The sequence below is a fragment of the Allobrachymonas denitrificans DSM 15123 genome (assembly GCF_900110225.1).
In the GTDB taxonomy this organism is placed as follows: Bacteria; Pseudomonadota; Gammaproteobacteria; order Burkholderiales; family Burkholderiaceae_C; genus Brachymonas; species Brachymonas denitrificans.
In genome coordinates, this window is record NZ_FOCW01000007.1 from 14,562 (window position 1) to 38,339 (window position 23,778).

The following is a 23,778-nucleotide window of genomic DNA, read 5'->3' on the forward strand; positions in this document are numbered from 1 at the left end:
GCGCAACGAAAGGCCGAGCCCATCAGTACCCGGCCAGCCGTCGCCGCAGCCAGGCGCTGCCCCAATCCACCAGCACCGACAGCACCAGCATGGCGATGATCACCGTGGCGGCCTCGGCATGGCGGAACAGCGAGAGCTCCACGTAGAGCAGCTGTCCCAGACCGCCGGCGCCGACAAAGCCGAGCACGGCGGCCATGCGCACGTTCATTTCCCAGCGGTACAGGGTGTAGACCAGCAATTGCGGCAGCACGCAGGGCAGGGTGCCGTAGAGAAAGGCCAGCGGGCGGGGGGCGCCGCTGTGCTGCAGCGCCATGGCCGGCTGCGGCGGAGTGTTCTGCAGCGCTTCGCCATACAGCCTGCCGAACACGCCTGCCGTGTGCAGCATCAGGGCCAGCGTGCCGGCAAAGGCGCCCAGGCCGGCTGCCAGCGCCGTCAGCGTGGCCCAGACCAGCTCGGGCACGGAGCGCAGCAGGTTGCTCAGCAGCACCCAGGGGGCGCGCCAGCGCGGCAGTGCCAGCAGCAGGCCCAGCACGGCGGCAAACAGTGTGCCCATGATGGACATGGCCAGGGTTTCGCCACTGGCTATCAGCACTTTCCACATCCACTCGCGTTCGAACGCGGGCGGGAAGAATCCCAGCACGAATTCGCCCATGGACTGCAGTGAGGTTTCATCCAGCAGCAGGCCGAAGTCCAGTTGCAGAAAGCGGAAGCTGGCGACTACTGCAGCCAGAGCCAGCAGCATGCCGCTGGCCCCGCGCCACCGGATGGGGGATACGCGCTGCGCAGGGGCAGCATCCATCCAGCGCCGCAGCAGGCTGGAGAGCAGGTCGGCCGCCAGCACCAAGGCAACGAAAGCCAGCAGAATGCTCGCGGCTTCGCTGCCGTTGAGCATCTTCATGGCCTGGTCCATCAACTGGCCGAGGCCACCGGCACCGACAAAGCCCATTACGACCGAGGCGCGGATGGCGCACTCCCAGCGGTAGACGGTGTAGGACACCAGTTCGCGCGCGGCCAGTGGCACGGCGCCGTACAGCAGCGCCAGCGGGCGACGCGCGCCCGTGTGCAGCAGCGCACGCGCGGGCTGGGGCGGGACGGATTCCAGGATCTCGGCATAGACCTTGGCCAGCATGCCACCATAGGTCAGCCCCAGCGCCAGCACGCCCGCCGTTGGCCCCAGGCCGAACACGCGCACGAACACCAGCGCCCAGACCAGCTCCGGAATGCCGCGCAGCACGGTCAGCAGCGCACGCGTCCCGGGGTTCAGGCTGGGCTTGAGCCGCCCCGCACCGCTGGCCAGATAGCCCAGCGGAATGGCGAGCACGATGGCCAATGTCATGCCGGCTGTGGCAATGGCCAGCGTTTCCAGCGTGGCCTGGCCGAGATAGCCGAGGAATTCGCTGCCGGTTTCCGGCGGCAGGAAGGCGGCCAGAAACTGGCCCATGGGCTGCAGGTTGGCAGGATCGAGCAGCGTGCCCGGCTGGATGCCGGCGCCTTGCCAGAGCGGCCACAGGATCACGCAGGCCGTGAGCAGCCACGCCAGCCGGTGCGGTGCAGCCGGATCGCGGTCACGCAGGGAAAGCGCCGGATTCAGTGACATTCGGGGACGGCGACGGTGGCCTGAATGGCATGCACACTGTCGGCTCCGGGCGTCTGCAGTCGTGGCAGTTCCTGCCCTTCGCTGGCGTACAGCTCCTGCAGATGCTGTTGCGTTACCTGCGCAGCAGGCAGGTCGAACAGCAACTCGCCGGCACGCACGCCGACGATGCGGTCAAAGCACTCCAGCGCCAGATCGACCGCATGCAGGCTGGTGACCAGCGTGCAGTGGCTGCTACGGGCCTGTTGCACCAGCAGGCGCACGGTGGACAGGGCCAGGGCGGGATCAAGGGCGGAGACGGGCTCATCTGCCAGCAGCAGTTCGGGCTGCTGGTAGAGCACGCGGGCAATGCCGGCGCGCTGCAGCTGGCCGCCGGAAAGCTGGTCGCAGCGCACGAACAGCTTGTCGGACAGATCCAGTGGTTCCAGCGCAGCGCGGGCCCCCGCAATATCCAGCGGGTAGAACAGCGAGGCCAGGCTTTTCCACCAGGGCCACTGGCCGATGCGGCCTGCCTGCACCGTGGTGACGACGCGCTGGCGTGCCGGCAGCGGCGGGGCCTGGTGCACGGTGCCGATGCGGCTGCGCAGGCGGCGCAGGGCCGCGCTGCCCAGCCTGGCGGGGTTGGGCTGGTCGAGCACGCGCAACTGCCCCGCATCCGGTGCCAGAGCGGTGCCGATGACGGACAGCAGCGTGGTCTTGCCGGCCCCGGAAGGGCCGATCAGCGCCACGCATTCCGCTTGCGCCACCTGCAGCGATACCTGCCGCAGGGCGACATGGCCATTGGCGTGGGTCAGCCCCACGCCCTCCAGCGCAAACCCCATGGCCGGCTTACTTCAGCAGGCCGGCGGTACGGGCGGCTTTCTCGATGCTGTCGTAGTTGGCCTTGGTGGTGGGGATGAACTTGCTGGCGCGCTGCAGATCCATGATCTGCTTGTCGGCCGGCTTGGCGGGGTCCAGCTTGAGGAAGGCCGTGGTCAGCTTTTTCACCAGGGTCGGATCCAGATTGCCGCGCACCGTCCAGTTGTAGTCGTAGTAGGTGGGAGTGGTGGCGAACACGCGCACCTTGGCCGGGTCCACCTTCTTCTGCTCGACCAGTTTGTCCCACACGGAGGTATTCAGCACGCCGGCTTCGGCCTTGCCGGCCGCGACGAAGGCGACGGTGGCGTCATGCGCGCCGGAGTAGGCCACGGTCTTGAAATCCTTTTCGGGGGTGATGCCGGCCTGCTGCAGGTAGTAGCGCGGCATCAGGCTGCCCGAGGTGGAGGAGGGGGAGCCGAAGGCAAAGGTCTTGCCCTTCAGGTCGTTCAGCGACTTGATGGCGGGGCTGGCCGTGATGAACTTGGACGTGAATTTGGCGTCCTCGGCGCGCTGCACGATGGGGGTGGCAGTGCCCTTGGTGCGGATGCGGGCCTGCACGTAGGTGAAGCCGCCCAGCCAGGCCATGTCGATCTTGTTGCTGGCCAGCGCCTCGACCACGGCAGCGTAGTCGGACACGGGAATGAATTGCACCTTCATGCCGGTTTCGGCTTCCAGGTACTTGCCCAGCGGGGCAAACTTGCGCTGCAGTTCGGTGGGGGCTTCGTCGGGAATGGCGGAAACGCGCAGCACCTTGTCGGCGGCGGAAGCGTGCAGGGGCGCGAGGGCGAATGCAGCGGCGGCAATGGCCAGCGGGCCACGCAGCGCCAGACGGCGCGAGGCGTTGGAAATCATGGGAACTCCGATTTGTCGAGGCAGCCGCTGGCCCGCGGAAACGGAACAGCTTAAGGACTGCGCAGCACGCGCAGGCACAAGAAGCGCGGTACCAAGACCGCATCGGGCATTATAAAAGCGCGCCCGGCTTGTGCACCAGCTTCCGCAGGTGCGCTGCTCGAACTGGCGGGAGCTGTGCCGCTCAGATTCCCGCCCCCGCCTCGACAAACTCGGTCACGCGTGTCGGCCGCAGCCACACCGGCGTGCCGGCAGCAAACGGCATGCGGCTGGCCAGCTGTTCATGTTCGCTGCGGGTGAGCTGCACATCGATCAACTGGGCGCTGTCGCTGCGCTGGAACTCCAGATAGGTGTAGGGGCCGACCACCTGCGTCTGCTTCCAGATCGCGGCAATGCCATCCTGTGGCGCAGCTGAGCCGGGCGCGGCGGGCAGCACCTCGATCTGGTGCGGGCGCACATAGGTGGGCGTGGCGCTGCCCTGCGGGTGCAGCGGATTCACGTCGCCGAGAAATTCCATGACGAAAGGCGTGGCCGGGTGCTCGTACACCTCGTTCGGCGTGCCGACCTGCTCGATGCGGCCGGCGTTCATCACCACCACACGGTCTGCCACTTCCAGCGCCTCCTCCTGGTCGTGCGTGACGAAGATGCTGGTCACGCCCATGTCGTGGTGGATCTGGCGCAGCCAGCGGCGCAGTTCCTTGCGCACCTTGGCGTCCAGCGCCCCGAAGGGTTCGTCCAGCAGCAGCACCTTGGGCTGCGTGGCCAGCGCGCGCGCCAGGGCCACACGCTGGCGCTGGCCGCCGGAGAGCTGGTGCGGATAGCGCTTGGCCAGCGGGGCCAGCTGCACCTTGTCCAGCAGGTGCGCCACGCGCTCGGCAATCTCCTTTTTGGAGGGGCGTTGCGACGCGGGCAGCACCGTCAGGCCGAAGGCGACGTTGTCGGCCACCGTCATGTGGGCGAACAGCGCGTAGTGCTGAAACACAAAGCCGATGTTGCGGCTGCGCACGTCGGCCCAGGTCACGTCGCGCTCGTCGAAATGCACGCTGCCGCTGTCCGGCAGTTCCAGTCCGGCCAGCACGCGCAGCAGCGAGGTCTTGCCGGAGCCGGAGGGGCCGAGCAGGGCCAGCAGTTCGCCGCTGGCAATCTGCAGGTTGACGTTGTCGCACACCACGGTGCGGCCGAAGGACTTGTTCAGGTTCTGGATGCGGATCTGCATGGGAAGCTTTCGTCAGGTTCAGGCGTGGCTGCGGCGTTCGACCACGAACTTGAGCACCAGGGTGACCAGCGCCAGCAGCGCCAGCAGTGAAGACACGGCAAAGGCGGCGGCAAACTGGTATTCGTTGTAGACCACCTCGATGTGCAGCGGCATGGTGTTGGTCTGGCCGCGGATATGGCCGGACACGATGGATACCGCGCCGAACTCGCCCATGGCGCGGGCATTGCTCAGGATCAGGCCGTACAGCAGCGCCCACTTGATGTTGGGCAGCGTCACGCGCCGGAAAATCTGCCAGCCGCTGGCGCCCAGGATGCGCGCGGCTTCTTCCTGCGCGCTGCCCTGTGCCTGCATCAGCGGAATCAGCTCGCGCGCCACGAAGGGGAAGGTGACGAACACGGTCGCCAGCACGATGCCCGGCACGGCAAAGATCACCTGCAGGCCGTTGGCCTCCAGCCAGCCGCCCAGCGCGGCGTTGACGCCGAACACCAGCACCAGCGCCAGGCCGGCAATCACCGGCGAGACAGAGAACGGCAGGTCGATCAGCGTGAGCAGCAGGCTCTTGCCGCGGAAGTCGAACTTGGTCACGGCCCAGGCTACTGCGATGCCGAAGATGGCATTGAGCGGCAGGGCGATGGCGGCGGCCAGCAGGGTGAGCTTGATGGCCGAGAGCGCATCCGGTTCGGTGATGGCGGCCCAGTACACCTGCAGCCCCTGGCGGAAGGCTTCGACAAAGATGCTGATTAGCGGTACCAGCAGGAACAGCGCCATGAACAGCAGCGCGGTGCCGATCAGCATGCGGCGCAGCCAGGGCGATTCGCTGGTGGGAGACGTTGTGGGGCGGGACATAGGGTCTTCCTCGCTCAGGCCGGCAGGCGGCGACGCTGCCAGGCTTGCAGCAGGTTCAGGATCAGCAGCAGCACGAAGGCGGTGACCAGCATCACTACGGCAATGGCGGAGGCGCCGGCGATGTCCTGCTGTTCCACCTTGCCGATGATGAGCAGCGAGGTGATTTCGGTTTCGAACGGGATGTTGCCGGCGATGAAGATGACCGAGCCGTACTCGCCCAGCGCGCGGGCAAAGGCCAGCGCAAAGCCGGTGAGCAGGGCGGGCAGCAGCGTGGGCAGCAGCACGTGGCGGAAGGTCTGCCAGCGGCTGGCGCCGAGCAGGGCGGCGGCTTCCTCCTGTTCGCGCGGCAGATCCTGCAGCACCGGCTGCACCGTGCGCACCACGAAGGGCAGGCCGATGAAGGTGAGCGCCACCCACACACCCAGCGGCGTGTAGCTGACCTTGAAGGGCAGCAGGCTGCCGATCCAGCCATTCGGAGCGTACAGCGTGGTCAGCGCGATGCCGGCCACGGCGGTGGGCAGGGCAAAGGGCAGGTCGACCATGGCGTCCAGCAGGCGACGGCCGGGAAATTCATAGCGCACCAGCACCCAGGCCACCAGCAGGCCGGTTGCCGCATTGGCCAGCGCCGCCAGGAAGGAGGCACCGAAAGTCAGCTTGTACGAGGCCACCACCTGGGCATCGGTGGCGATGTTCCAGAACGCCTCCCAGCCCAGCTGTGCGCTGCTGAAAAATACCGCAGCCAGCGGGATCAGCACGATCAGGCCCAGATACAGCACGGCGATGCCGAGCGACAGGTTGAAGCCGGGCAGCACGCTGTGGCTCTTGAGCAGCGGGTTGCGCCAGGGGCGCGCAGTCCGTTGTCGGGAGAGGGGCAGGGTGGTCACGGCAGAAGGGGGAAGCGTGAGGCTGGAAGTCATGGGAGGCGTGGAGAAGCGGTGTGTTTCAAGGGGGAGGGCGTGTGCAGATGGCGCACGATGTGCTGGCAGCCATCGGCATCACGCCCTGCGGCACGGGCAGCGCCGCTAGCTCCGCTTACTTGCGACGCTGCGCCATTGCCTTGTCATAGGTGCCGCCATCGCTGAAGTGCACCTTCAGTGCATTGCTCCAGCCGCCGAACAGCTCGTCCACGGTGAAGGTCTGCTGCTGCGGGAAATCCTTGGCGTGCTTGGCCAGCACCTCGGCATTGCGCGGACGCAGGTGGTGCTTGGCGGCAATTTCCTGCGCCTCGGGCGACCACAGCCAGTTCAGGTAGTCGGTGGCGGCCTGGCGCGTGCCTTTCTTGTCGACCACGCTGTTGACGATGGCGACCGGGTTTTCGGCCAGCACCGTCCACTTGGGATAGATCACCTCGAAGTTGTCGCCAAATTCGCGCTGGATCAGGGGCACTTCGCTTTCGAAGGTGACCAGGGCATCGCCGATGTTGCGCTGGGCGAAGGTGGTGGTGGCCGCGCGGCCGCCGCCATCCAGCACCGGCACCTGGGCAAACACCTTGCCGGTCAGCTCGGCAGCTTGCGCCTCGTTGTTGCCGGACTTGAGTGCTGCACCCCAGATCGCCACCCAGGTGTAGCGGCCGTTGCCGGTCACCTTGGGGTTGGGAATGATGGGCTGCACGCCGGCCTTGGCCAGATCGGCCCAGTCATGGATCTGCTTGGGGTTGCCCTTGCGCACCAGGATCACCGACAGGGAGGTGTTGGGCACGGCGTTGTCGGGGAATTTCTTCGCCCAGTCCTTGTCGACCAGGCCCTTGCCGGCCAGGAAGTCGATGTCGCTCGCCTGGTTCATGGTGACCACATCGGCCTGCAGGCCTTCGGCCACGCCGCGCACCTGCTTGCTGCTGCCGCCGTGCGACTGCTGGATCTCCAGCTTGCCGCCGTCCTTGTTGGCAACGGGCAGGTAGGCGGCGTTGATGTCCTTGTAGAACTCGCGCGAGACGTCGTAGCTGACGTTGAGCAGCTTGTTGGCATCGGCCGCGGCAGTGTTGCCCGCTGCGGCAGAGGCGCTGCCGCTGGCGGCCGTGTCCGGCGCGTTCTTGCCGCAGCCGGCCAGCGTGCCTGCAGCCAGGGTGATCAGGGAACCAGTAAGGAAGGCGACGACGGGGCGGCGCTGGAAGGAGATCGTCATGGAAAGTGTCCTTGTTATCCGGGGAGCAGCGCCGCAGCATGCCAGCGCTGTCTGAGTGAATGTCTGCATGGTAGGCATTCACTACATACTTGAAAACGAATATGTTGTTGTTTGTTTATGCGAAGAATTGCATATGACTTACTTCGCTGCCCGGAAGATCTGGTCGTACACGCCGCCATTGGCAAAGTGCGTCTTCTGCGCCTGCGCCCAGCCGCCAAACAGCTGGTCGATGGTGAACAGCTGGACCCTGGAGAACTGGTGGGCATAGCTACGCGCGACTGTGGCATCGGCCGGACGGTAGTAGTGCTTGCCGATCAGATGCTGGGCCTGCGGGGTGTAGAGAAACTGCAGATAGGCCTGTGCCGCCTTGCGCGTGCCGTTGGCGTCGGCATTGCGCTCCACCACCGCCACCGGCGGCTCGGCCAGGATGCTGACCGAGGGTGTCACGATGTCGAACTGGCCCTTGCCCAGTTCCTTCTGCGCCAGATAGGCCTCGTTCTCCCAGGACAGCAGCACGTCGCCGATGCCGCGCTGGGTGAAGGTGATGAGCGAACCGCGTGCGCCGGTGTCCAGCACCGGCACCTGGCGGTAGAGCTTGCTCACGAAATCACGTGCCTGCTGCTGCGAGCCAGTCTTTTTCAGGGCCCAGCCCCAGGCGGCCAGATAGTTCCAGCGCGCGCCACCGGAGGTCTTGGGGTTGGGCGTGATCACCGACACCCCCGGCTTGACCAGATCGCCCCAGTCGCGGATGGCCTTGGGGTTACCCTTGCGCACCAGAAACACGATGGTGCTGCGATAGGGCGTGCTGTTCTGCGGCAGGCGTTTCTGCCAGTCGACCGGCAGCAGCCTGGCTTGTGCCAGCTGGTCGATATCGGCCGCCAGCGCCAGCGTGACCACATCCGCCTTCATGCCGTTGAGCACGGACAGCGCCTGCTTGCCCGAGCCGCCATGCGACTGGCGCACCTGCACGCTGGTGCCGGTCGACTGGCGGTAGCTGGCGGCGAAGGCCTGGTTGATGTCCTGATACAGCTCGCGCGTCGGGTCGTAGCTGACGTTCAGCAGTTGCACGGTTGCGTTGCCGGCCTGGGCCAGGGCGGGGGCAGCGACGGTGGAGGCTGCCAGGGCCAGACCGGAGCTGGCGAGCGCGTTCAGCAGCTGGCGGCGGGAGGAGGGTGGGAATTGCATGACCATGTCCTTTCGGTTTCAATAAAACTGAAAGTCATGGTATTCGTATTCTTAATGTAATTAAAAGAATATAAAGTTGCTTCGGTATTGCCGGCGGTTCTTAGATCCGCCGGCTATTTGCAAAGACCTGTCAGGCCGTGGCACCCAGCGTCAGCACCACCGGAGTGTGGTCGCTGGGGCGCTCGTTCTTGCGCGGCAGACGGTCGATGCTGCAGGCCGTCGCGAAGGGCTTGAGCGCATCGCTCACCAGAATGTGGTCGATGCGCAGGCCATTGTTGCGGCGGAAGGCGAAGCCCCGGTAATCCCACCAGCTGTAGCTTTTCTCGGGCTGGGGAAACAGGCGGTGGCTGTCCGTCAGGCCCAGGCCGATCAGATCCTGCAGATGGGTGCGCTCCTCGGTGGTGCAGTGGATGGTCTCGTGCAGTGCCACCGGGTCGTACACGTCGAGATCGTCGAAGGTGATGTTGAAGTCGCCCAGCAGGATTAGCTGCGGCGTCTTCACCAGCTCGCCACGCAGCCACTCGCGCAGGGCGGTGAGCCAGCGCATCTTGTAGGCGAACTTGTCGGTGCCAGGCGCCTGGCCGTTGGGAAAGTAGCCGTTCACCACGCGCACCGGCTGGCCGTTGGGCGCCGTGTAGGTCGCGCTCAGCACGCGTGCCATGTCGCAATCCATGCCGGGAATGTTGCGCACCACGTCGGTGCCGGTCTGCGTGCGCGAGATCAGGGCCACGCCGTTGTAGGTCTTCTGGCCGAAGAAATGCACCTGAAAACCCGCCTCGTTGAGCAGCTGCAGCGGGAACTTGTCATCGGTGAGCTTGGTTTCCTGCAGTGCCAGCACTTCCACCTCGGGGTTGGTGGCGAGCCAGTCGAGGACTTGCGGGAGGCGGACGGAGAGGGAGTTGACGTTCCAGGTGGCGAATTGCATTTTCGTGTGATTGATTTAATTGTGTTTTTTGCAAAAACGAGGGCAAGACAACATTCTTTGCCAAGTGAAATTGGATCTTGCGAGTCCAGCAGGAGCCTGTCCCCGCGCAAGCCTGATATGGACGAATCAGCCCACCCGCTGGTAGGTCACAAACGCAAACGGCAGCCCTTGCGCCCCCACATGCTCCTCGCGCTCAATAGGCTGGAACTCCGGCCCCAGAATCGGCGCATAGGCATCCCCTTCGAAATCCGCGTCGATTTCGGTCACCACCACCTGATCGGCCAGCGGCAGCGCCTGCGCATACACGTTGGCTCCACCCATCACCCAGATGGTCGGTACGTCGCCACATTGCACGATGGCATCGCCCAGGCTGTGGGCCACGATGGCGCCGGGCGCGGTCCAGTCGCGCTGGTGCGTGACCACCACATTGGCCCGGCCGGGCAGGGGGCGGAATTTCTCCGGCAGGCTGTCCCAGGTCTTGCGGCCCATGATGACGGGCGCGCCCAGCGTGGCGCGCTTGAAATGCGCCAGATCTTCCGGCAGATGCCAGGGCATCTGGCCCTGATGGCCGATCACGCCGTTGCGGGCGCGTGCGTAGATGAGGTGCAGGGCGGGTTTCATGCGGGCATTGTAGGCAAGTTGTGGCAGCGCATGACGGTTGTAACCGGGCGTCCTGCTGCCTTGCCCATTCTGTGTATAGTAGGCCGGTTTGCCGGACGGGGGACGGAGGCGCGCAACCGGGGCGCCCGCCAGGAAGCCGGCGTTGCAGGATCGGATCATGAAGTCAATCGCACAATGGGGCCGCGCCGTGCTGGTGGCAGGCCTGGGTTTTTCGAGCGTGGCGGCGTCCGCGCAATGGATGACGTTTCCCAAGGCAGAAGATGCCGTGGCCTACCGCAAGGGCGCGTTCGAGGTGATGGAGCACCACTTCAGCCGCCTCAGCGCCATGGCGCTCAAGCGCATTCCGTGGGATCAGGCGCAGGCGGTGGAAGACGCCAACGTGGTGATGGTGATGGCGCGCCTGCCGTTCCACGGCTTTGTGCCCGGCAGCGGTGCGCCGCTGGTCAACACCCGTGCCAACGAGTTTGTCTGGACCGCCAGGCCGCGCTTCGATGCGAGTGCACAGCAGCTGCGCGAGAAGGTGGACAAGCTGCCCGCCGCCGCTCGCGCCGGTGACCTGGATGTGCTGAAGAAGCTGGTGATCGACGCCGGCAGCACCTGCCGCAAGTGCCACGACCAGTTCCGCAACCGCTGATCAGCCGCCGCGCCGCGGCAGCAGCACCGCGGCAATCGCCAGCATCACGCAACCCACGGCAGCAAAATCCTGCCAGTGCGGCCATTCGCCCACGATGACGGTGGCGCTCATGATGCCGATCAGCGGAATCGCCATCACGCTCATGGCGCTGGTGCTTGGCGGCAGGGCGCGCGCCAGGCTGAACCACAGCACCTGCGCCGCGCCGTAGTTGATCAGCACCCCGTAGATCAGGCTGAGCCAGACCGGAACGCTGAAGTCATAGCGCTGCGGTGCTTCCAGCATGCCCGCGAGCAGGCCCATGGTGAGGGCACCAAAGGCCATCATCCAGACGATCAGCGCTTCGGTCGGCAGGGTGGTGGGCAGGCGGCGCGTCCAGATCGTGCCCAGTGCCCAGCAGATGGCAGCGCCTTGCATCCAGAGGATGCCCACTGGCCGTCCCGCCAGATTGCCCAGTTCGTTCGCCAGTAGCAGCCCGATGGCCGCCAGTACGGCCACCACGGCCACGATCAGCCGGTTGCTGAGTTGCTCGCGGTAGAACAGCACGCCCAGCAGCACCGTCCACACCGGCATGGTGAAGCCCAGAATGGCAGCGCGCCCGGAAGAGAGTTGCTGCAGGCCGTAGATCGACAACCCGTGCCAGCCCAGCATGTTCGGCAGCGCCAGGATCAGGATGGCGCGCCATTCGCTCCAGCCCTGCGGCATCAGCCGTACCCCGCGCGTGCGGAAGTAGAGCATCAGCCCGAGCATGCCCAGACTCATGGTGAGTGCCCGGAAATGTAGCGGCTGCAGCTCGCGCAGCGAGAGCTTCATCATTGGCCAGTTGATGCCCCACATCAGGGTGAGCACCAGCAGGGCGATGAGTTGTTTGCGGGTCAGGGTTTGCATTGAAAAACTACATCAATTCGTTGACTAACCCTGATCGGGATTTTTTATCACACCGCCACTGGCGCCTTGATCGGCGCATGGTGCTGGTAATCCACCACCTCGAAATCCTCGAACGCGTAGCTGAAGATATCCGCCGGCTTGCGCTTGATCACCAGCTGCGGATAGGGGAAGGGTTCGCGCGACAGCTGCAGGTCGACCTGTTCGCTGTGGTTGCTGTAGATATGGCAGTCGCCACCGGTCCAGATGAACTCGCCCACCTCCAGCCCGCACTGCTGCGCGACCATGTGCGTGAGCAGGGCATAGCTGGCGATGTTGAATGGCACGCCCAGGAAGATGTCTGCGCTGCGCTGGTACAGCTGGCAGCTCAGCTTGCCGTTGGCCACGTAGAACTGGAAGAAGGCGTGGCAGGGCATCAGGGCCATCTTGTCCAGCTCGGCCACGTTCCAGGCACTCACGATCATGCGGCGCGAGTCCGGATTGCTCTTCAGGGTCTCCATCACCTGCGCGATCTGGTCGATATGCCCGCCATCGGGCCTGGGCCAGCTGCGCCACTGCACGCCATACACGGGACCCAGATCGCCGGTTTCGGGATGCGCCCATTCGTCCCAGATCGTCACGCCACGCTCCTGCAGCCAGCGCGCATTGCCGTCGCCGCGGAGGAACCAGAGCAGTTCGTAGATGATGCTCTTCAGATGTACTTTTTTCGTGGTCACCAGTGGAAATCCCTGGCTCAGGTCGAAGCGCATCTGGTAGCCAAACACGCTGGTGGTGCCGGTGCCCGTGCGGTCGGCCTTGGCCACGCCGGTATCGCGCACATGGCGCAGAAAGGTTTCGTACTGGTTGGAAGGGGCGGGATTCTGCATGGGTTGATTGTACGGAGCAGCGCTGAAGAGAGCGGTCAATAAGGATATGAAAGAACGCTGCCCCGGGAACGATTCATGTGTCTGTACCCAGGCATGAAGGCGGGAGCGGCGCCGAGCGGATTAGGGAACCTGGGCCGCACAACTCAAGGCGGGGGCTTGGGTGGCAAGAACGGGAAGTGCCTAGAGTACCCGTCCCGGATTCATGATCCCCTGCGGATCCAGCGCCTGCTTGATCGCCCGCATCAGCCCCAGCGCCACCGGCGACTTGTACTTGGGCAGGGTATCGCGCTTGAGCTGGCCGATGCCATGCTCCGCGCTGATGCTGCCGCCAAAGCGGTGCACGGCATCGAACACGATGGTGTTGATGCCCGGCTCCTGCTCCGCCAGAAAGCGCGCCGGATCGACGCCCTCGGGCGCCTGCACGTTGTAGTGCAGATTGCCGTCACCCAGATGGCCGAAATTCACGATGCGCACCGACGGCACATGCTCGGCCAGCGCTGCATCGGTTTCCTGCACGAACTGCGGGATGGCCGAGATCGGCACCGAAATATCGTGCTTGATGTTCAGTCCTTCCTCCGCCTGCGCCAGCGAAATGCTCTCGCGCACATGCCACAGGGTATGCGCCTGCGTCAGGTTCTCGGCCACGATGGCGTCGGTCACGCAGCCCTGTTCCATGGCGGCTTCCAGCAAGGCCTCGAAACGTTCACGCGCGTGTTGTTCGCCTTCGAAATCGGCATTTTCCAGCAGCACGCAATACGGCGTGTCGCGGTACAGCGGAACGCGCAGTTGCGGGTAATGCTTGTCCACCAGCGACAGGGCAAACTGGCCCATCATCTCGAAACCGGTCAGCCCCGCATGCAGATGCTGGCGTGCCAGCCCGAGCAGATCCACCGCTGCCTGCACCGAGGGCACGGCCGCCCAGGCGGTGAGCTGCACCTTGGGCTGCGGATAGAGCTTCATGGTGGCGGCCGTGATGATGCCCAGCGTGCCTTCGCTGCCCACGAACAGGTCGCGCAGATCGTAGCCGGTGTTGTCCTTGCGCAGGCCCTGCAGGCTGCTCCAGACTTCGCCCTGCGGCGTGACCACTTCCAGCCCCAGGCACAACTCGCGGCTGTTACCGTAGCGCAGCACCTGTGTGCCGCCCGCATTGGCGCCCAGGTTGCCGCCCAGCGTGCAGCTGCCTTCGCTGGCCATGCTCAGCGGAAACAGCCAGCCCGCATCGCTGGCAGCCTGCTGCACGTTCTGCAGGATGCAGCCGGCTTCGGCCGTGATGGTCTGGTTGGCCACATCGATGGCGCGCACGGCGTGCATGCGCTGCAGGTTCAGCACGATGTTGCGCCCGTCGTCATTCGGCACGGAACCGCCCACCAGCCCGGTATTGCCGCCTTGCGGAACGATGGCCACTCCGGCCGCCGCGCAGGCCTTGACCACCTCCGCCACCTCCTGCGTGCTGCCGGGCTTGACCACGCACAGCGCCTGCCCCTGATAACGCTTGCGCCAGTCGCGGCAGTAGGGGGCGGCGTCATCGCCGGTCAGCACATGGGAGGCGCCCACAATGCGCGCCAGGGAATCCGGAAAAGTGTCTTGCATGATGGCGCAATGATACGGCGCCATGCAGGGCGCTGCCGCCGGATAATGCTTCTGCAGCGCGAGACGGCGCAAGGAGACAGGAATTGGACGGGAGCAGGCAGCCATCGGCAGTGACAGCCAATGACCAGGGCAGCGCCAGCATGGGGCAGCGCCAGTGGCTGCGCCCGGTGCTGGACGATGTGTTTGCCGGCCTGACCGTTGCCGGCGTGCTGCTGCCGGAGGCGGTGGCCTACGCCGCCATCGCCAACGTGCCACCGGCGCATGCGTTGCTGGCGGCGTTGGTGGGTCTGTGCCTGTATCCCTGGTTCGGCAGCAGCCGCTTTGCCATCGTCTCGCCCACCTCGTCGGCTGCGGCGATCTTTGCCTCGGCCGTGGCTGTGGGCGGCATGCCGATGGGCTTTGCGCTGGTCATCCTGACGGGTGGGCTCTTGTTGCTGGCCTGGGCGCTGCGGGCCGAGTTTCTGGGGGCATTTGTCTCGCGGCCGGTGCTGCGCGGCTTTGCCTGGGCGTTGGCGCTCACTATCATCGTGCGCCAGTTGCCGCATCTGCTGGGCATGCAGGTGTCGGCGGCGGGCTTCTTCCCCTTGCTGCAGCAACTGTGGCATTACGCTGCGCTGGTGCATGGCCCGAGCCTGGTCTGGGGGCTGGCAGCGCTGGTGCTGTGGCTGGTGTTCAAGCGCCTCCATCGCTGGTTGCTGCTGCCGCCGTCCCTGCTGATCCTGATGGCGGGCATGATTGCCTCCGCCATTCTGGAGCCAGCCAGGGCCGGCGTTGCACTGGTCGGGCAGGTGGCATGGGCATGGAGCGGCTGGCACTGGCCGCACCTGTCGGATGCCTACTGGCTGCGCGCCGCAGAAATCGCCCCGGCGCTGTTGCTGATCCTGTTTGCCGAATCCTGGGGTTCGGTGCGGACCCTAGCGTTGCAGCACGGGGATCGCGTGGCGCCGCGACGTGAATTGCTGGCTCTGGGGCTGTCCAACCTGGCCAGCGGGGCCTTGCAGGGCTTGCCGGTGGGCGCGGGGTTTTCGGCATCGTCAGCCAACGAAGCCGCCGGCGGGCGCAGCAAGCTGACCGGACTGGCCGCCGCGCTGGCATTGGCCTTGCTGTTGTGGCAGGGCCGCGGCTGGCTGGCGCTGTTGCCGGTGCCGGTGCTGGCGGCCGTGGTCATCGGCATTCTGGCGCACGGGCTGTGGCCACGTACGGTACTGAACAGCATGCGGTTGCGTAGCGACACCTGGCTGGCCTGGGTGGCGGCGGCTACGGTGCTGGTGTTTGGTGTGCTGTTCGGGCTGCTGCTGGCGGTGGGGTTGTCGGTGCTGCTGGTCGTGCGACGGTTTTCGCGCCCCTTGTGGAGCGAGCTGGGCCAGTTACCCGGCACGCGGGATTATCTGGACCGCGATGCCCACACCGAGGCCTTGCGCACGCCTGGCGTGACAGTGCTCCGGCCTGAGGAGCCGGTCTTCTTCGCCAACGCCGAGCGCATTTTTGCCGGGATGCGCGAGCAGGCCCTGGCGCATGACACGCAGGTACTGGTGCTCAGCATGGAACTGTGCGATGCGCTGGATTCGACCAGCGTGGAGGCACTGGCGGAACTGGCTACCGACTTGTCGCACCGGGGCTGTACCCTCATGCTGGCGCGCGTGAAGGACCGGCCGCGGGACGCACTGCACCGCGCCGGCCTGCTGGACGGAAGTTCCGGCGTGCTTGTGCCGGTGTTCTGGAGTGTGGACGATGCCGTGGAGGCCGCGCAGGCGCGATTGGGGCCAGCCGCATAGGCGGCCCTCGTGCGGCCTGGGCGGGAAGAACTCAGGCTTGTTGCGAGGCGGCAGGGGTGGTAGCCGAGGTTCCCGCGCTTGCTACCTGTGTGCCTGCATCAGCCTCGGCCTGCGCCAGCGTGGCGGCGAAGAACTGCCGCGCCGCCTTGAAGCGCAAACGGATATGCATGGCGCACGCCACAAACAGCGCCACGCACAGGATGGCCTCCAGCAGCGCGTAGTAGCTGCTGGGGGCGCGGTCGCTCCAGGCGCGCACGGCGCCCTCGCAGAAATAGATCCACACCATCAGGCTGAGCCAGCGGTAGGTGTACATGCGGTTCTTGAGCAGGCCGGCCAGCGGCAGGCACAGCGGCAGTGCCTTCAGCGCCAGCCAGGAGCCGCCCGGACGCACCGGCGCCAGCCACAGTTCCCACGCCACCAGCAACACCACCAGCGCCAGCAGCAGCGCCACCGCGGCAATGCGTGTGCGGCGGATGGCAGGGGTGGGCGGTATGGGCTGCAGGCTGAGGTCGTTGAATTCTGTCATGGTGATGGGGCTGGCATGGGGCTGCCAGCGGCAGAAGAAGGCTGCCAAGGCTACCACGAAAGCAGTGGCATCGTCGCACAATGATGGCATGATGGCGCCCATGCAGAAACTGCTCAGACGCTTGCTCGATTTTCATGCGCGGCTGCCCTTGCTGCTGCTGGATTTTCCGTGGCGCGAAACGCTCGCCATGCTGCGCCAGCGTTTCCGCGAGGACCATCTGTCGCTCACCGCCAGCAGCCTCACCTTCACCACGCTGACCGCCATCGTGCCGTTCTTTGCGGTGGTGCTGTCCATCTTCACGGCCTTTCCGATGTTCGGCAAGCTGCAGCAGGCGCTGGAGCAGTGGATGGTGCAGAACCTGATTCCATCCGCCATTGCCAACCCGGTGGTGGAAAGCGTGACGGTGTTTGCCAGCCATGCCAAGCAGCTGGGCACCGCGGGCACGGTGTTCTTTGTGCTGACGGCGTTCTTGCTGATGTCCAGCATCAACGAGCATCTGAATGCGATCTGGCGCGTGCGCAAGCAGCGTCCGTTGGGCCAGCGACTGCTTATTTACTGGGCAGCCGTGACCATCGGCCCGGTGGTGCTGGGGGCCAGCATTGCGACCACGTCCTATGTGCTTTCGCTGTCCAAGGGCTGGATCACCGGCACGCCGGTCGGCACGCCGGGGGGCATCCAGTTCCTGATCAACACGGTGGAGTTTGCGCTGATGGCCGGGGGGATGGCCGCGCTCTACCATTTCGTGCCCAACACGCGCGTGCGCTGGACGCATGCGCTGGCGGGCGGTGTGTTCGCGGCGGCCGGCATTGCCCTTGCGCAGCGCCTGCTGGCCCTGTATCTGGCGCGCGTGCCGTCCTACTCCGTGGTGTATGGCACGTTTGCCACCCTGCCGATTCTGCTGCTGTGGGTGTATCTGGCCTGGATCATCATCCTGCTGGGAGCGGTTATTGCCGCCTATCTTCCGGCCCTGCTGCATGGCCTGCGCCGCCACGGACAGGGCATGGGCTGGCAGATGCAGCTGGCGATCGAGCTGCTGCGCAAGCTGAATCACGCACAGCAGACTCCGGCGCGCGGGCTCTCGCTGGAGGTGCTGTCGCAGCAGCTGCGGGTGGAAGCGCCGCAACTGGAGCCGGTGCTGGAAGAACTGGCGGAGTTGCGCTGGGTAGGCCGGCTGGATGAGGAAGATTCCCCCTGGGTGCTGCTGGTGCCGGCCGAGAAAACCCGGCTGGAGCCGCTCATCGCGCGCTGGCTGCTACCGCAGACGCCACAGCTGCAGCCGCTGTGGCAGCACACGCTGGCGGACATGACCTTGCTGGATGCGCTGAAGCGGGAGACTGTGGTGAACACGTCAGCGGGAGCCGTTGACTTGGCTGGACAGAGCGGACAGGGCAAGTAAGCTGTCCAGCCATCAGCCATCAGCCATCAGCCATCAGCGGTAGAGCCAGAGAGCACCAAGCCGAAAGAGGGAGGGGCTGCCAATCGTGCCTTGATCTCTGAGCCGCCAAAGCAGTCGATCGCAACCCCTGCAGCTATTGCTCTCTCAGTCTTTCGGAATCGGCCGCAACTGCGCATCCGCAAGTCCCACCAGCAAGGCACGTCCGTCACTGCGCAGGCGGAAATCGCCGTAGGCAGCCTGGGCCCAGCGCTCGCCCGTGCCTTCCTTGAAATGCCAGGCATCCGTCACCAGCAGCGGCTGCCCGTTTTTCTGACCCAGCCGGATGCGGCGTTCGTTGGCCGCTAGGGCAGGGCGGCTTTCGTCGTATTCCAGCCGCTGGATGGTCGCCAGCCCGCTGGCCTCGCGCCGGAAGACGGCATAGGTGGCGGGGATCGCATTCTCTTCGGACGGCATGCGTGAACCGTCCGGCGACAGCTCAAAGGCCAGCGCCATGTAGTCACCCTGCAGCAGCGAGCGCGGATCGACGGGTGCCAGCTTGATCAGCAGGCGTTCCCCATCGCGGATCAACGCTTCGTTCTGCATCAGGCCAGGCACGAGGACGGCCGCTGCGCCCAGAGGCGCGAGCAGCACCAGATGACGGCGCAGGCGCTGCGGAGAGGGGTTTGCCACGAGCGTGGAACTTGCCGGCGAGGCAGGCAGCATGCCTGGCGAACGCAGCGGATCGGCCGCGACCAGACTGCGCTGCAACCAGAGCGCTACCGCACCGACGACCAGAGCCAGCGCCAGCAGCGAGAGCGCCTTGTGCACCAGCAGGTAGTCGGTCTGGTAATAGATGGCTCCCACCACCCAGCCGACAGCCAGCGCCGAAGCCGCGGCCAGACGCCAGCGTTGCGTGACAGCTGCGGTTGCCAGGAAACACAGCGGAATGCCCAGGGAGGGCAGGAACCAGGCCGCTATGGTGAGCAGCACGGCCAGAAGGCCCAGCGCAGGATGACGCAGCAGTGGCCAGCGTTGTGCCGCGATGGCGTAGCCTGCCACAGCAAACAAGCCGGAGCTGAGCGGCAGCCACCATTGCCAGAACTGCAGGCCGCTGGCGTCCGTGAGGATGTCGGGATTCCAGCCGCCACCACCGCCGCCCCCTCCCATCATGCCAGCCAGCATGAAGGTCATGCCCGCGCTGGCGGCCTGCTGCACCAGCACGGTCAGCATCCATCCGGCCCAGAACGCTTCGCGCCGCGCAGCATGGCGCACCAGCGGCATGCCCTGCCAGCGCCCCGGGCGCAGAAGCATCGCGACCGGCCAGGCCAGCGCCATCACGGCAGGCAGCCAGGCCAGGCTCCAGGGCTGATCCAGCAGCCAGTAGTCGGTGCCGCGCGAGAGCAGGCTGGCGGCCAGCATGGGGATCAGGGTGCACAGGGCAGCGCCGAGCAGCAACTGCAGCCAGGGAGCTCGTAACGCCCACACCAGCATCAGCAGCAGGGCAGTCAGCACCCACAGGGCAGCGCGCTCGTTCCAGAGCCCTGAAACGCCCAGGGTGACAAAGGCCAGCCCGGTCACCAGCAGGGCATACGCTAGCTGCTCCGCAAACAAGGCAAGGCGCGGGCGACGCAACAGCCACAGGCTGCCCGCACACAGCAGCACACCGAGCGAGAGCGCAATGGTTTCCGTGCTGGAGGCGAACATGGTGAGCGCTGCGACAAAGGGCAGCACCGCCAGCCAGGCCCCCAGCGCCGTGAGCAGCACCACCGCCCAGGGGCGCTCCTGCTCGTCCGGCTGCAAGGCGCTCAGTCCTCGTGCGCGGGATGTCCACCATCCCTGGGCCACGCCGAGATCCAGCGCCGGAGCAAGCGCTTGGTGCGGAAGTGAAGCCGCAGCAGCGTTAGCCGGATGCAGCTTGTCATCATGGCTGCCGCCAGAGCCAGAGCCAGAGCCAGAGCCAGAGCCAGAGCCAGAGGCAGAGGCAGAGGCAGAGGCAGAGGCAGAGGCAGGGTCGGGCAGAGCAGCCCCGGCAAGGCGATGGCGTTTCATGATCCAGGCCACTGCACCGGCCAGGGCCAGCATGGCGACCATACCCAGTAGCGCGAGATTAAACTGATCGAAATATCCACGCCCCAGCAGCTTCTCTGCGACCAGGGCGAACAGCAAGACCAGCGCAGCCAGGGTGGCCGCACTCAGGATGAAAACGTCGAAATGGCGCCGCATGCCATACCAGGCCACGGCCGCCCCCAGCAGGGCCAGGCCGGGCAGCAGGGCCACGACCTGCCCCATGTGCGACAGGAACTGCATCAGTGACAGGCTGCCGGTCAGCAGCACGGTCCAGAAAACGGCCACACGGTGGGCCAGCCGGTCGCTGCCGGTCCAGGCGCGCCACGCCGGATGCAGCGCCATGCTGACCAGCGCACTGGCGCCCAGTGCCAGCAGCAGCGGCGTCATCGTCGGCGGTGTTCCGGCACCCACCCAGCGCTCCAGTTGCGCCCAGGCCCACAGGCTGATTGCCGTGTTGGCAATCAGGCTCCACGGCATCCACAGCACCCGGCTGCGCAGGCCGAGGCACAGCGGCAGGGCCAGCCCGGTCCAAAGCGCAAACAGCTGCCATGGATCGGCGCCAGTCTGATAGGTCTGCCCGAAGTAGGCCAGCAGGCCGCCCAGCGTGGCTAGCGCCACCAGGCCCAGGGCCACACCGGCGCCCCGCCGGGGAGCCAGCACCCAGGCACCGGCACTGCTTGCCAGCAGCAATCCGCCCAGCAGGGCGAAGTGCGTGCTGCGGCTCCACAGCCCCCAATTGGCGGCGATCCAGAGAATCACGCCAAAGCCCGCCAGCATGGCGGCCAGCAGGGTCAGCGAGGGCACGGCAAGCCGGTTTGCCGCTGCCGGCTGCACATCCATGCCGGCTGCCGTGTGCAGGGCCGTTCCCTGCGCGGGGTTCAGCCCGAAATGGCGGGCGAGATCAAACAGGTCTTGTCTGAGGGTCATGGGTTTGTGCCGAGGGTTGGGATGGCCTCCGTCACGACGAGAATGCGGGCAGGGCCTGCACGCACCATCCCATCGCGACGCTGCCGCATCACGCCGTCACGCGCACCTGCGACATGCCTTTCACTGCCGCCTGAATGGCGCGCAGCACGCCATCCGGCGCTTCGGTCATCAGGCTGTGGCCGGCAGGCAGGGAAAAGACCTGCGACTTGGCCGCCGCGCCGATCAGTCCCTTGGCGGCCTTGGGCGGCGTCATCTGGTCGGCGCTGCCGAGCACGAAGGTCACCGGGCAGCTTACCTTGGCGATGTCTTCCAGCCCGGTGGCGTAGCTGTTGCAGGCGTTGAAGCCGATGTTGAACACGTTGTGCTCGCGGTTGCTGGCTAGCACGTACTGCATCAGCGCACGCGCGCCGCCATAGGTCCAGCTGCCGGTATTGGCGCCCTGGCCGGGCACGGCCGCGCACAGCGTGGAATGCGAGAAGGTATTGACCATGTCGATCGCCTTGTCGGGCGCAGACACCGACATGTCCAGCAGCGCGGGGGACACGGGCATCGGGAACGCTGTGCCCACCAGCACCAGCTGCACGATGCGCTGCGGATCCAGGCTGGCAGCGTGCAGGGCAATCAGCGAGCCCCAGCTGTGGCCCACCAGCACCGCCTCGGTCACCTGCAGATCGTCCAGCAGCGCCAGCACGCTGGCAGCGGCTTCGGCCACGCTGGCCGGCGGTGCACCGGTGCTGCGGCCGTGGCCGGGCAGGTCGACCGCCAGCACGTTGAAGCCGTGGTTGGCAAAGAAGCGGCTCTGCAGTGCCCACACGCTGTGGTCGTTCAGCACGCCATGGATGAACACCATGGTGGGCAGATCGGGGTTGTAGTCCTTGCCGCCGGTGTAGGCGTACAGCACTTCGTTGTTGACGGTGCGTTTCATGCCTGGCCTCCTGCCTTTTCTGCGGCCTTGAGCGCGCGCTTGAGATCGTCGATCAGGTCATCCGGGTCTTCCAGACCGATGGACAGGCGGATGGTGCCCTGCGTGATGCCGGCCTGCGCCAGCGCCGCGTTGTCCATGCGGAAATGCGTGGTGCTGGCCGGGTGGATCACCAGGCTGCGGCAATCGCCCACGTTGGCCAGATGGCTGAACAGCTTGAGCGATTCGATGAACACCTTGCCCTGCGCGCGGTTGCCTGCGATGTCAAAGCTGAACACGCTGCCCGCGCCGCGTGTGCCGTGGCGCAGCAGCTTGCCAGCCAGGGCGTGGCTCGGGTGGCTCTCCAGCAACGGATGGCCCACGCGGGTGACGAACGGGTGACTGGCCAGGAAGTTCACCACCTTTTCGGTGTTGGCCATGTGGCGCTCCATGCGCAGCGGCAGCGTTTCCAGACCCTGCAGGATCAGCCAGGCGCTGTGCGGGCTGAGTGCCGCGCCAAAGTCGCGCAGGCCTTCGCGGCGCGCGCGCAGCAGGAAGGCGCCGGTGCTGCTTTCCTCGCTGAATACCATGCCGTGAAAGCCGTCATAGGGCTCGGTCAGTTCGGGGAATTTACCGGATTCTTCCCAGTCGAAACGCCCGCCATCGATCACCACGCCGCCCATCACCGTGCCATGCCCGCTCAGGAACTTGGTGGCCGAGTGGTAGACGATGTCCGCGCCGAGTTCCAGCGGCTTCACCAGATACGGCGTGGTCAGCGTGGAGTCGACCACCAGCGGCACGCCCGCAGCGTGGGCAATGTCGGCCACGGCGGGAATGTCCAGCACGTCCAGGCCGGGGTTGCCCACGGTTTCGCCGAAGAACAGTTTGGTATTGGGCTGCACCGCATTGCGCCAGGCTTCCAGATCGCCAGGCGGCACAAAAGTGGTTTCGATGCCGAAGCGCGGCAGCGTGTACGACAGCAGGTTGTGGCTGCCGCCATAGAGCGCAGCGCTGGCCACGATATGGCTGCCGGTGCCCATCAGCGTGCTGATGATCAGGTGCAGCGCCGCCTGGCCGCTGGCCACGGCGATTGCGCCCACACCGCCTTCGAGCGCCGCCATGCGCTGTTCCAGCACGGCATTGGTCGGGTTGCTGATGCGGGAGTAGACGTGACCTGCGCGCTCCATGTTGAACAGGGCCGCAGCGTGGTCGCTGTCCTGGAACACGAACGAGGTGGTCAGGTGGATCGGTACTGCGCGCGCGCCGGTGGCCGGGTCAGGGGTGGCGCCGGCATGCAGTGCCAGTGTGTCGAAGCCGGGGTTGGCATAACCAGGCATGGGGTCTCCTTCGTTGTCTTGCCGATGGTGCAAGTGTATATGCAGGGTGCAGCGGGCTAACACGGAGGAAAATGTCTCCAAATGTGGGCTATATTGATCCTGTTGTTTCATTCTTCACCGGCCATTCCAGAGACAAGGTGCCAACATGAAAGTTAGTGACATTCTTCGCGTCAAGGGCAATACGCTGTACACGGTGCACCCTGACGATTCCCTGCTCAACGCGCTGAACGTGGTAGTGGAGAAGGACATCGGGGCACTGGTGGTCATGGAGCACGGCGAACTGGCCGGCATGCTGTCCTTCCGCGAGATCAACATCCAGCTTGCCAAGAATGGCGGCAGCCTGGGCAACTCCACGGTGCGCGCCGCCATGGACGACCACCCCATCACCTGCACCCCCGAAACCGCGTTGGACGAAGTGCGTCGCATGATGCTGGACCACCACGCGCGCTACATCCCGGTGATGGAAGGCAAGGTGCTGCAGGGCGTGATCAGCTTCTACGACGTGGCCAAGACCGTGGTGGAAAGCCAGAACTTCGAGAACAAGATGCTCAAGGCCTACATCCGCGACTGGCCGGCCAAGGACGAGGAAGACGCTGGCGTCGAATAAGACGCGCCTTGCCCACGATGCACGCGGCCGGCGCATAGGGGCGGGCCGTGTTGGACGTGCTCGCGGCCGCATGTGC

At 65.8% G+C, this 23,778-nt stretch carries 21 protein-coding genes; 4 read left to right on the forward strand and 17 right to left on the reverse strand.

Translation table 11 applies throughout. From position 1 onward, the window contains the following. Window positions 1-22 precede the first annotated feature (22 nt). The 10 genes from BMW28_RS10285 to BMW28_RS10330 form a co-directional block, all read right to left on the reverse strand. Window positions 23-1,597: a PhnE/PtxC family ABC transporter permease gene (locus BMW28_RS10285; RefSeq protein WP_091817529.1), complete on the reverse strand. Its 1,575-nt coding sequence runs from the start codon at window positions 1,595-1,597 to the stop codon at window positions 23-25. Then, window positions 1,588-2,415 (reverse strand): phosphonate ABC transporter ATP-binding protein, encoded by an 828-nt coding sequence (locus BMW28_RS10290; protein ID WP_091817533.1) that lies wholly within the window; start codon window positions 2,413-2,415, stop codon window positions 1,588-1,590. Before BMW28_RS10290 ends, BMW28_RS10285 begins: the two co-directional genes overlap by 10 nt. Window positions 2,416-2,422: 7 nt before the next feature. Beyond that, on the reverse strand, window positions 2,423-3,304 hold the full coding sequence (locus tag BMW28_RS10295) for a putative selenate ABC transporter substrate-binding protein (RefSeq protein ID WP_091817536.1): 882 nt from the start codon (window positions 3,302-3,304) through the stop codon (window positions 2,423-2,425). Window positions 3,305-3,485: 181 nt separating this feature from the next. Beyond that, window positions 3,486-4,517, reverse strand: coding sequence for a sulfate/molybdate ABC transporter ATP-binding protein (locus tag BMW28_RS10300; protein ID WP_091817539.1), 1,032 nt, complete (start codon window positions 4,515-4,517; stop codon window positions 3,486-3,488). 18 nt (window positions 4,518-4,535) lie between these two features. Continuing rightward, on the reverse strand, window positions 4,536-5,363 hold the full coding sequence (gene cysW, locus BMW28_RS10305; protein ID WP_091817542.1) for a sulfate ABC transporter permease subunit CysW: 828 nt from the start codon (window positions 5,361-5,363) through the stop codon (window positions 4,536-4,538). A gap of 14 nt (window positions 5,364-5,377) precedes the next feature. Then, a complete protein-coding gene (cysT, locus tag BMW28_RS10310) occupies window positions 5,378-6,280 on the reverse strand; it encodes a sulfate ABC transporter permease subunit CysT (RefSeq protein WP_091817545.1) in 903 nt (300 codons plus the stop codon). Between the two features lie 115 nt (window positions 6,281-6,395). Continuing rightward, on the reverse strand, window positions 6,396-7,484 hold the full coding sequence (locus tag BMW28_RS10315; RefSeq protein ID WP_091817547.1) for a sulfate ABC transporter substrate-binding protein: 1,089 nt from the start codon (window positions 7,482-7,484) through the stop codon (window positions 6,396-6,398). A gap of 138 nt (window positions 7,485-7,622) precedes the next feature. Beyond that, window positions 7,623-8,669 carry a sulfate ABC transporter substrate-binding protein gene (locus BMW28_RS10320; protein WP_091817686.1) on the reverse strand — a complete coding sequence of 349 codons (1,047 nt, stop codon included), beginning with the start codon at window positions 8,667-8,669 and terminating at the stop codon, window positions 7,623-7,625. A 130-nt stretch (window positions 8,670-8,799) separates the two neighbouring features. After that, window positions 8,800-9,594, reverse strand: a complete 795-nt coding sequence (gene xth / locus BMW28_RS10325; protein ID WP_091817550.1) for an exodeoxyribonuclease III — start codon at window positions 9,592-9,594, stop codon at window positions 8,800-8,802. 126 nt (window positions 9,595-9,720) lie between these two features. Further along, window positions 9,721-10,215, reverse strand: coding sequence for a dihydrofolate reductase (locus BMW28_RS10330; RefSeq protein ID WP_091817689.1), 495 nt, complete (start codon window positions 10,213-10,215; stop codon window positions 9,721-9,723). A gap of 157 nt (window positions 10,216-10,372) precedes the next feature. On the opposite strand from BMW28_RS10330, the gene BMW28_RS10335 reads away from it, so the two are divergent. Then, window positions 10,373-10,849: a c-type cytochrome gene (locus BMW28_RS10335; RefSeq protein ID WP_091817553.1), complete on the forward strand. Its 477-nt coding sequence runs from the start codon at window positions 10,373-10,375 to the stop codon at window positions 10,847-10,849. Here BMW28_RS10335 and BMW28_RS10340 read toward each other — a convergent pair whose 3' ends face one another. The 3 genes from BMW28_RS10340 to BMW28_RS10350 all read right to left on the reverse strand — a co-directional run bounded on the left by BMW28_RS10340 (window position 10,850) and on the right by BMW28_RS10350 (window position 14,187). Next, window positions 10,850-11,734 (reverse strand): DMT family transporter, encoded by an 885-nt coding sequence (locus BMW28_RS10340; RefSeq protein WP_091817555.1) that lies wholly within the window; start codon window positions 11,732-11,734, stop codon window positions 10,850-10,852. A gap of 47 nt (window positions 11,735-11,781) precedes the next feature. Further along, complete coding sequence (locus BMW28_RS10345; protein WP_091817557.1) at window positions 11,782-12,597, reverse strand: thymidylate synthase; 816 nt, start codon at window positions 12,595-12,597, stop codon at window positions 11,782-11,784. Window positions 12,598-12,777: 180 nt separating this feature from the next. Further along, window positions 12,778-14,187, reverse strand: a complete 1,410-nt coding sequence (locus tag BMW28_RS10350; RefSeq protein ID WP_091817691.1) for an FAD-binding oxidoreductase — start codon at window positions 14,185-14,187, stop codon at window positions 12,778-12,780. A gap of 110 nt (window positions 14,188-14,297) precedes the next feature. On the opposite strand from BMW28_RS10350, the gene BMW28_RS10355 reads away from it, so the two are divergent. Beyond that, entirely contained in the window at window positions 14,298-15,962 is a 1,665-nt protein-coding gene (locus BMW28_RS10355; protein ID WP_234970118.1) for a SulP family inorganic anion transporter, read from the forward strand. A gap of 31 nt (window positions 15,963-15,993) precedes the next feature. On the opposite strand, the gene BMW28_RS10360 is transcribed toward BMW28_RS10355, so the two are convergent. Next, window positions 15,994-16,488, reverse strand: coding sequence for a DUF2069 domain-containing protein (locus BMW28_RS10360; RefSeq protein WP_091817697.1), 495 nt, complete (start codon window positions 16,486-16,488; stop codon window positions 15,994-15,996). A 100-nt stretch (window positions 16,489-16,588) separates the two neighbouring features. On the opposite strand from BMW28_RS10360, the gene BMW28_RS10365 reads away from it, so the two are divergent. After that, window positions 16,589-17,884 (forward strand): YihY family inner membrane protein, encoded by a 1,296-nt coding sequence (locus tag BMW28_RS10365; RefSeq protein ID WP_234970119.1) that lies wholly within the window; start codon window positions 16,589-16,591, stop codon window positions 17,882-17,884. A 144-nt stretch (window positions 17,885-18,028) separates the two neighbouring features. Here BMW28_RS10365 and BMW28_RS10370 read toward each other — a convergent pair whose 3' ends face one another. From BMW28_RS10370 to BMW28_RS10380, 3 genes are all read right to left on the reverse strand, one after another. Beyond that, window positions 18,029-20,857, reverse strand: coding sequence for a GDYXXLXY domain-containing protein (locus BMW28_RS10370; protein ID WP_091817562.1), 2,829 nt, complete (start codon window positions 20,855-20,857; stop codon window positions 18,029-18,031). 88 nt (window positions 20,858-20,945) lie between these two features. Further along, window positions 20,946-21,782: an alpha/beta fold hydrolase gene (locus BMW28_RS10375; protein ID WP_091817565.1), complete on the reverse strand. Its 837-nt coding sequence runs from the start codon at window positions 21,780-21,782 to the stop codon at window positions 20,946-20,948. After that, window positions 21,779-23,095, reverse strand: a complete 1,317-nt coding sequence (locus BMW28_RS10380) for an O-acetylhomoserine aminocarboxypropyltransferase (RefSeq protein ID WP_091817567.1) — start codon at window positions 23,093-23,095, stop codon at window positions 21,779-21,781. Before BMW28_RS10380 ends, BMW28_RS10375 begins: the two co-directional genes overlap by 4 nt. Window positions 23,096-23,240: 145 nt before the next feature. On the opposite strand from BMW28_RS10380, the gene BMW28_RS10385 reads away from it, so the two are divergent. Further along, window positions 23,241-23,702 carry a CBS domain-containing protein gene (locus BMW28_RS10385; protein ID WP_091817570.1) on the forward strand — a complete coding sequence of 154 codons (462 nt, stop codon included), beginning with the start codon at window positions 23,241-23,243 and terminating at the stop codon, window positions 23,700-23,702. Window positions 23,703-23,778 lie beyond the last annotated feature (76 nt).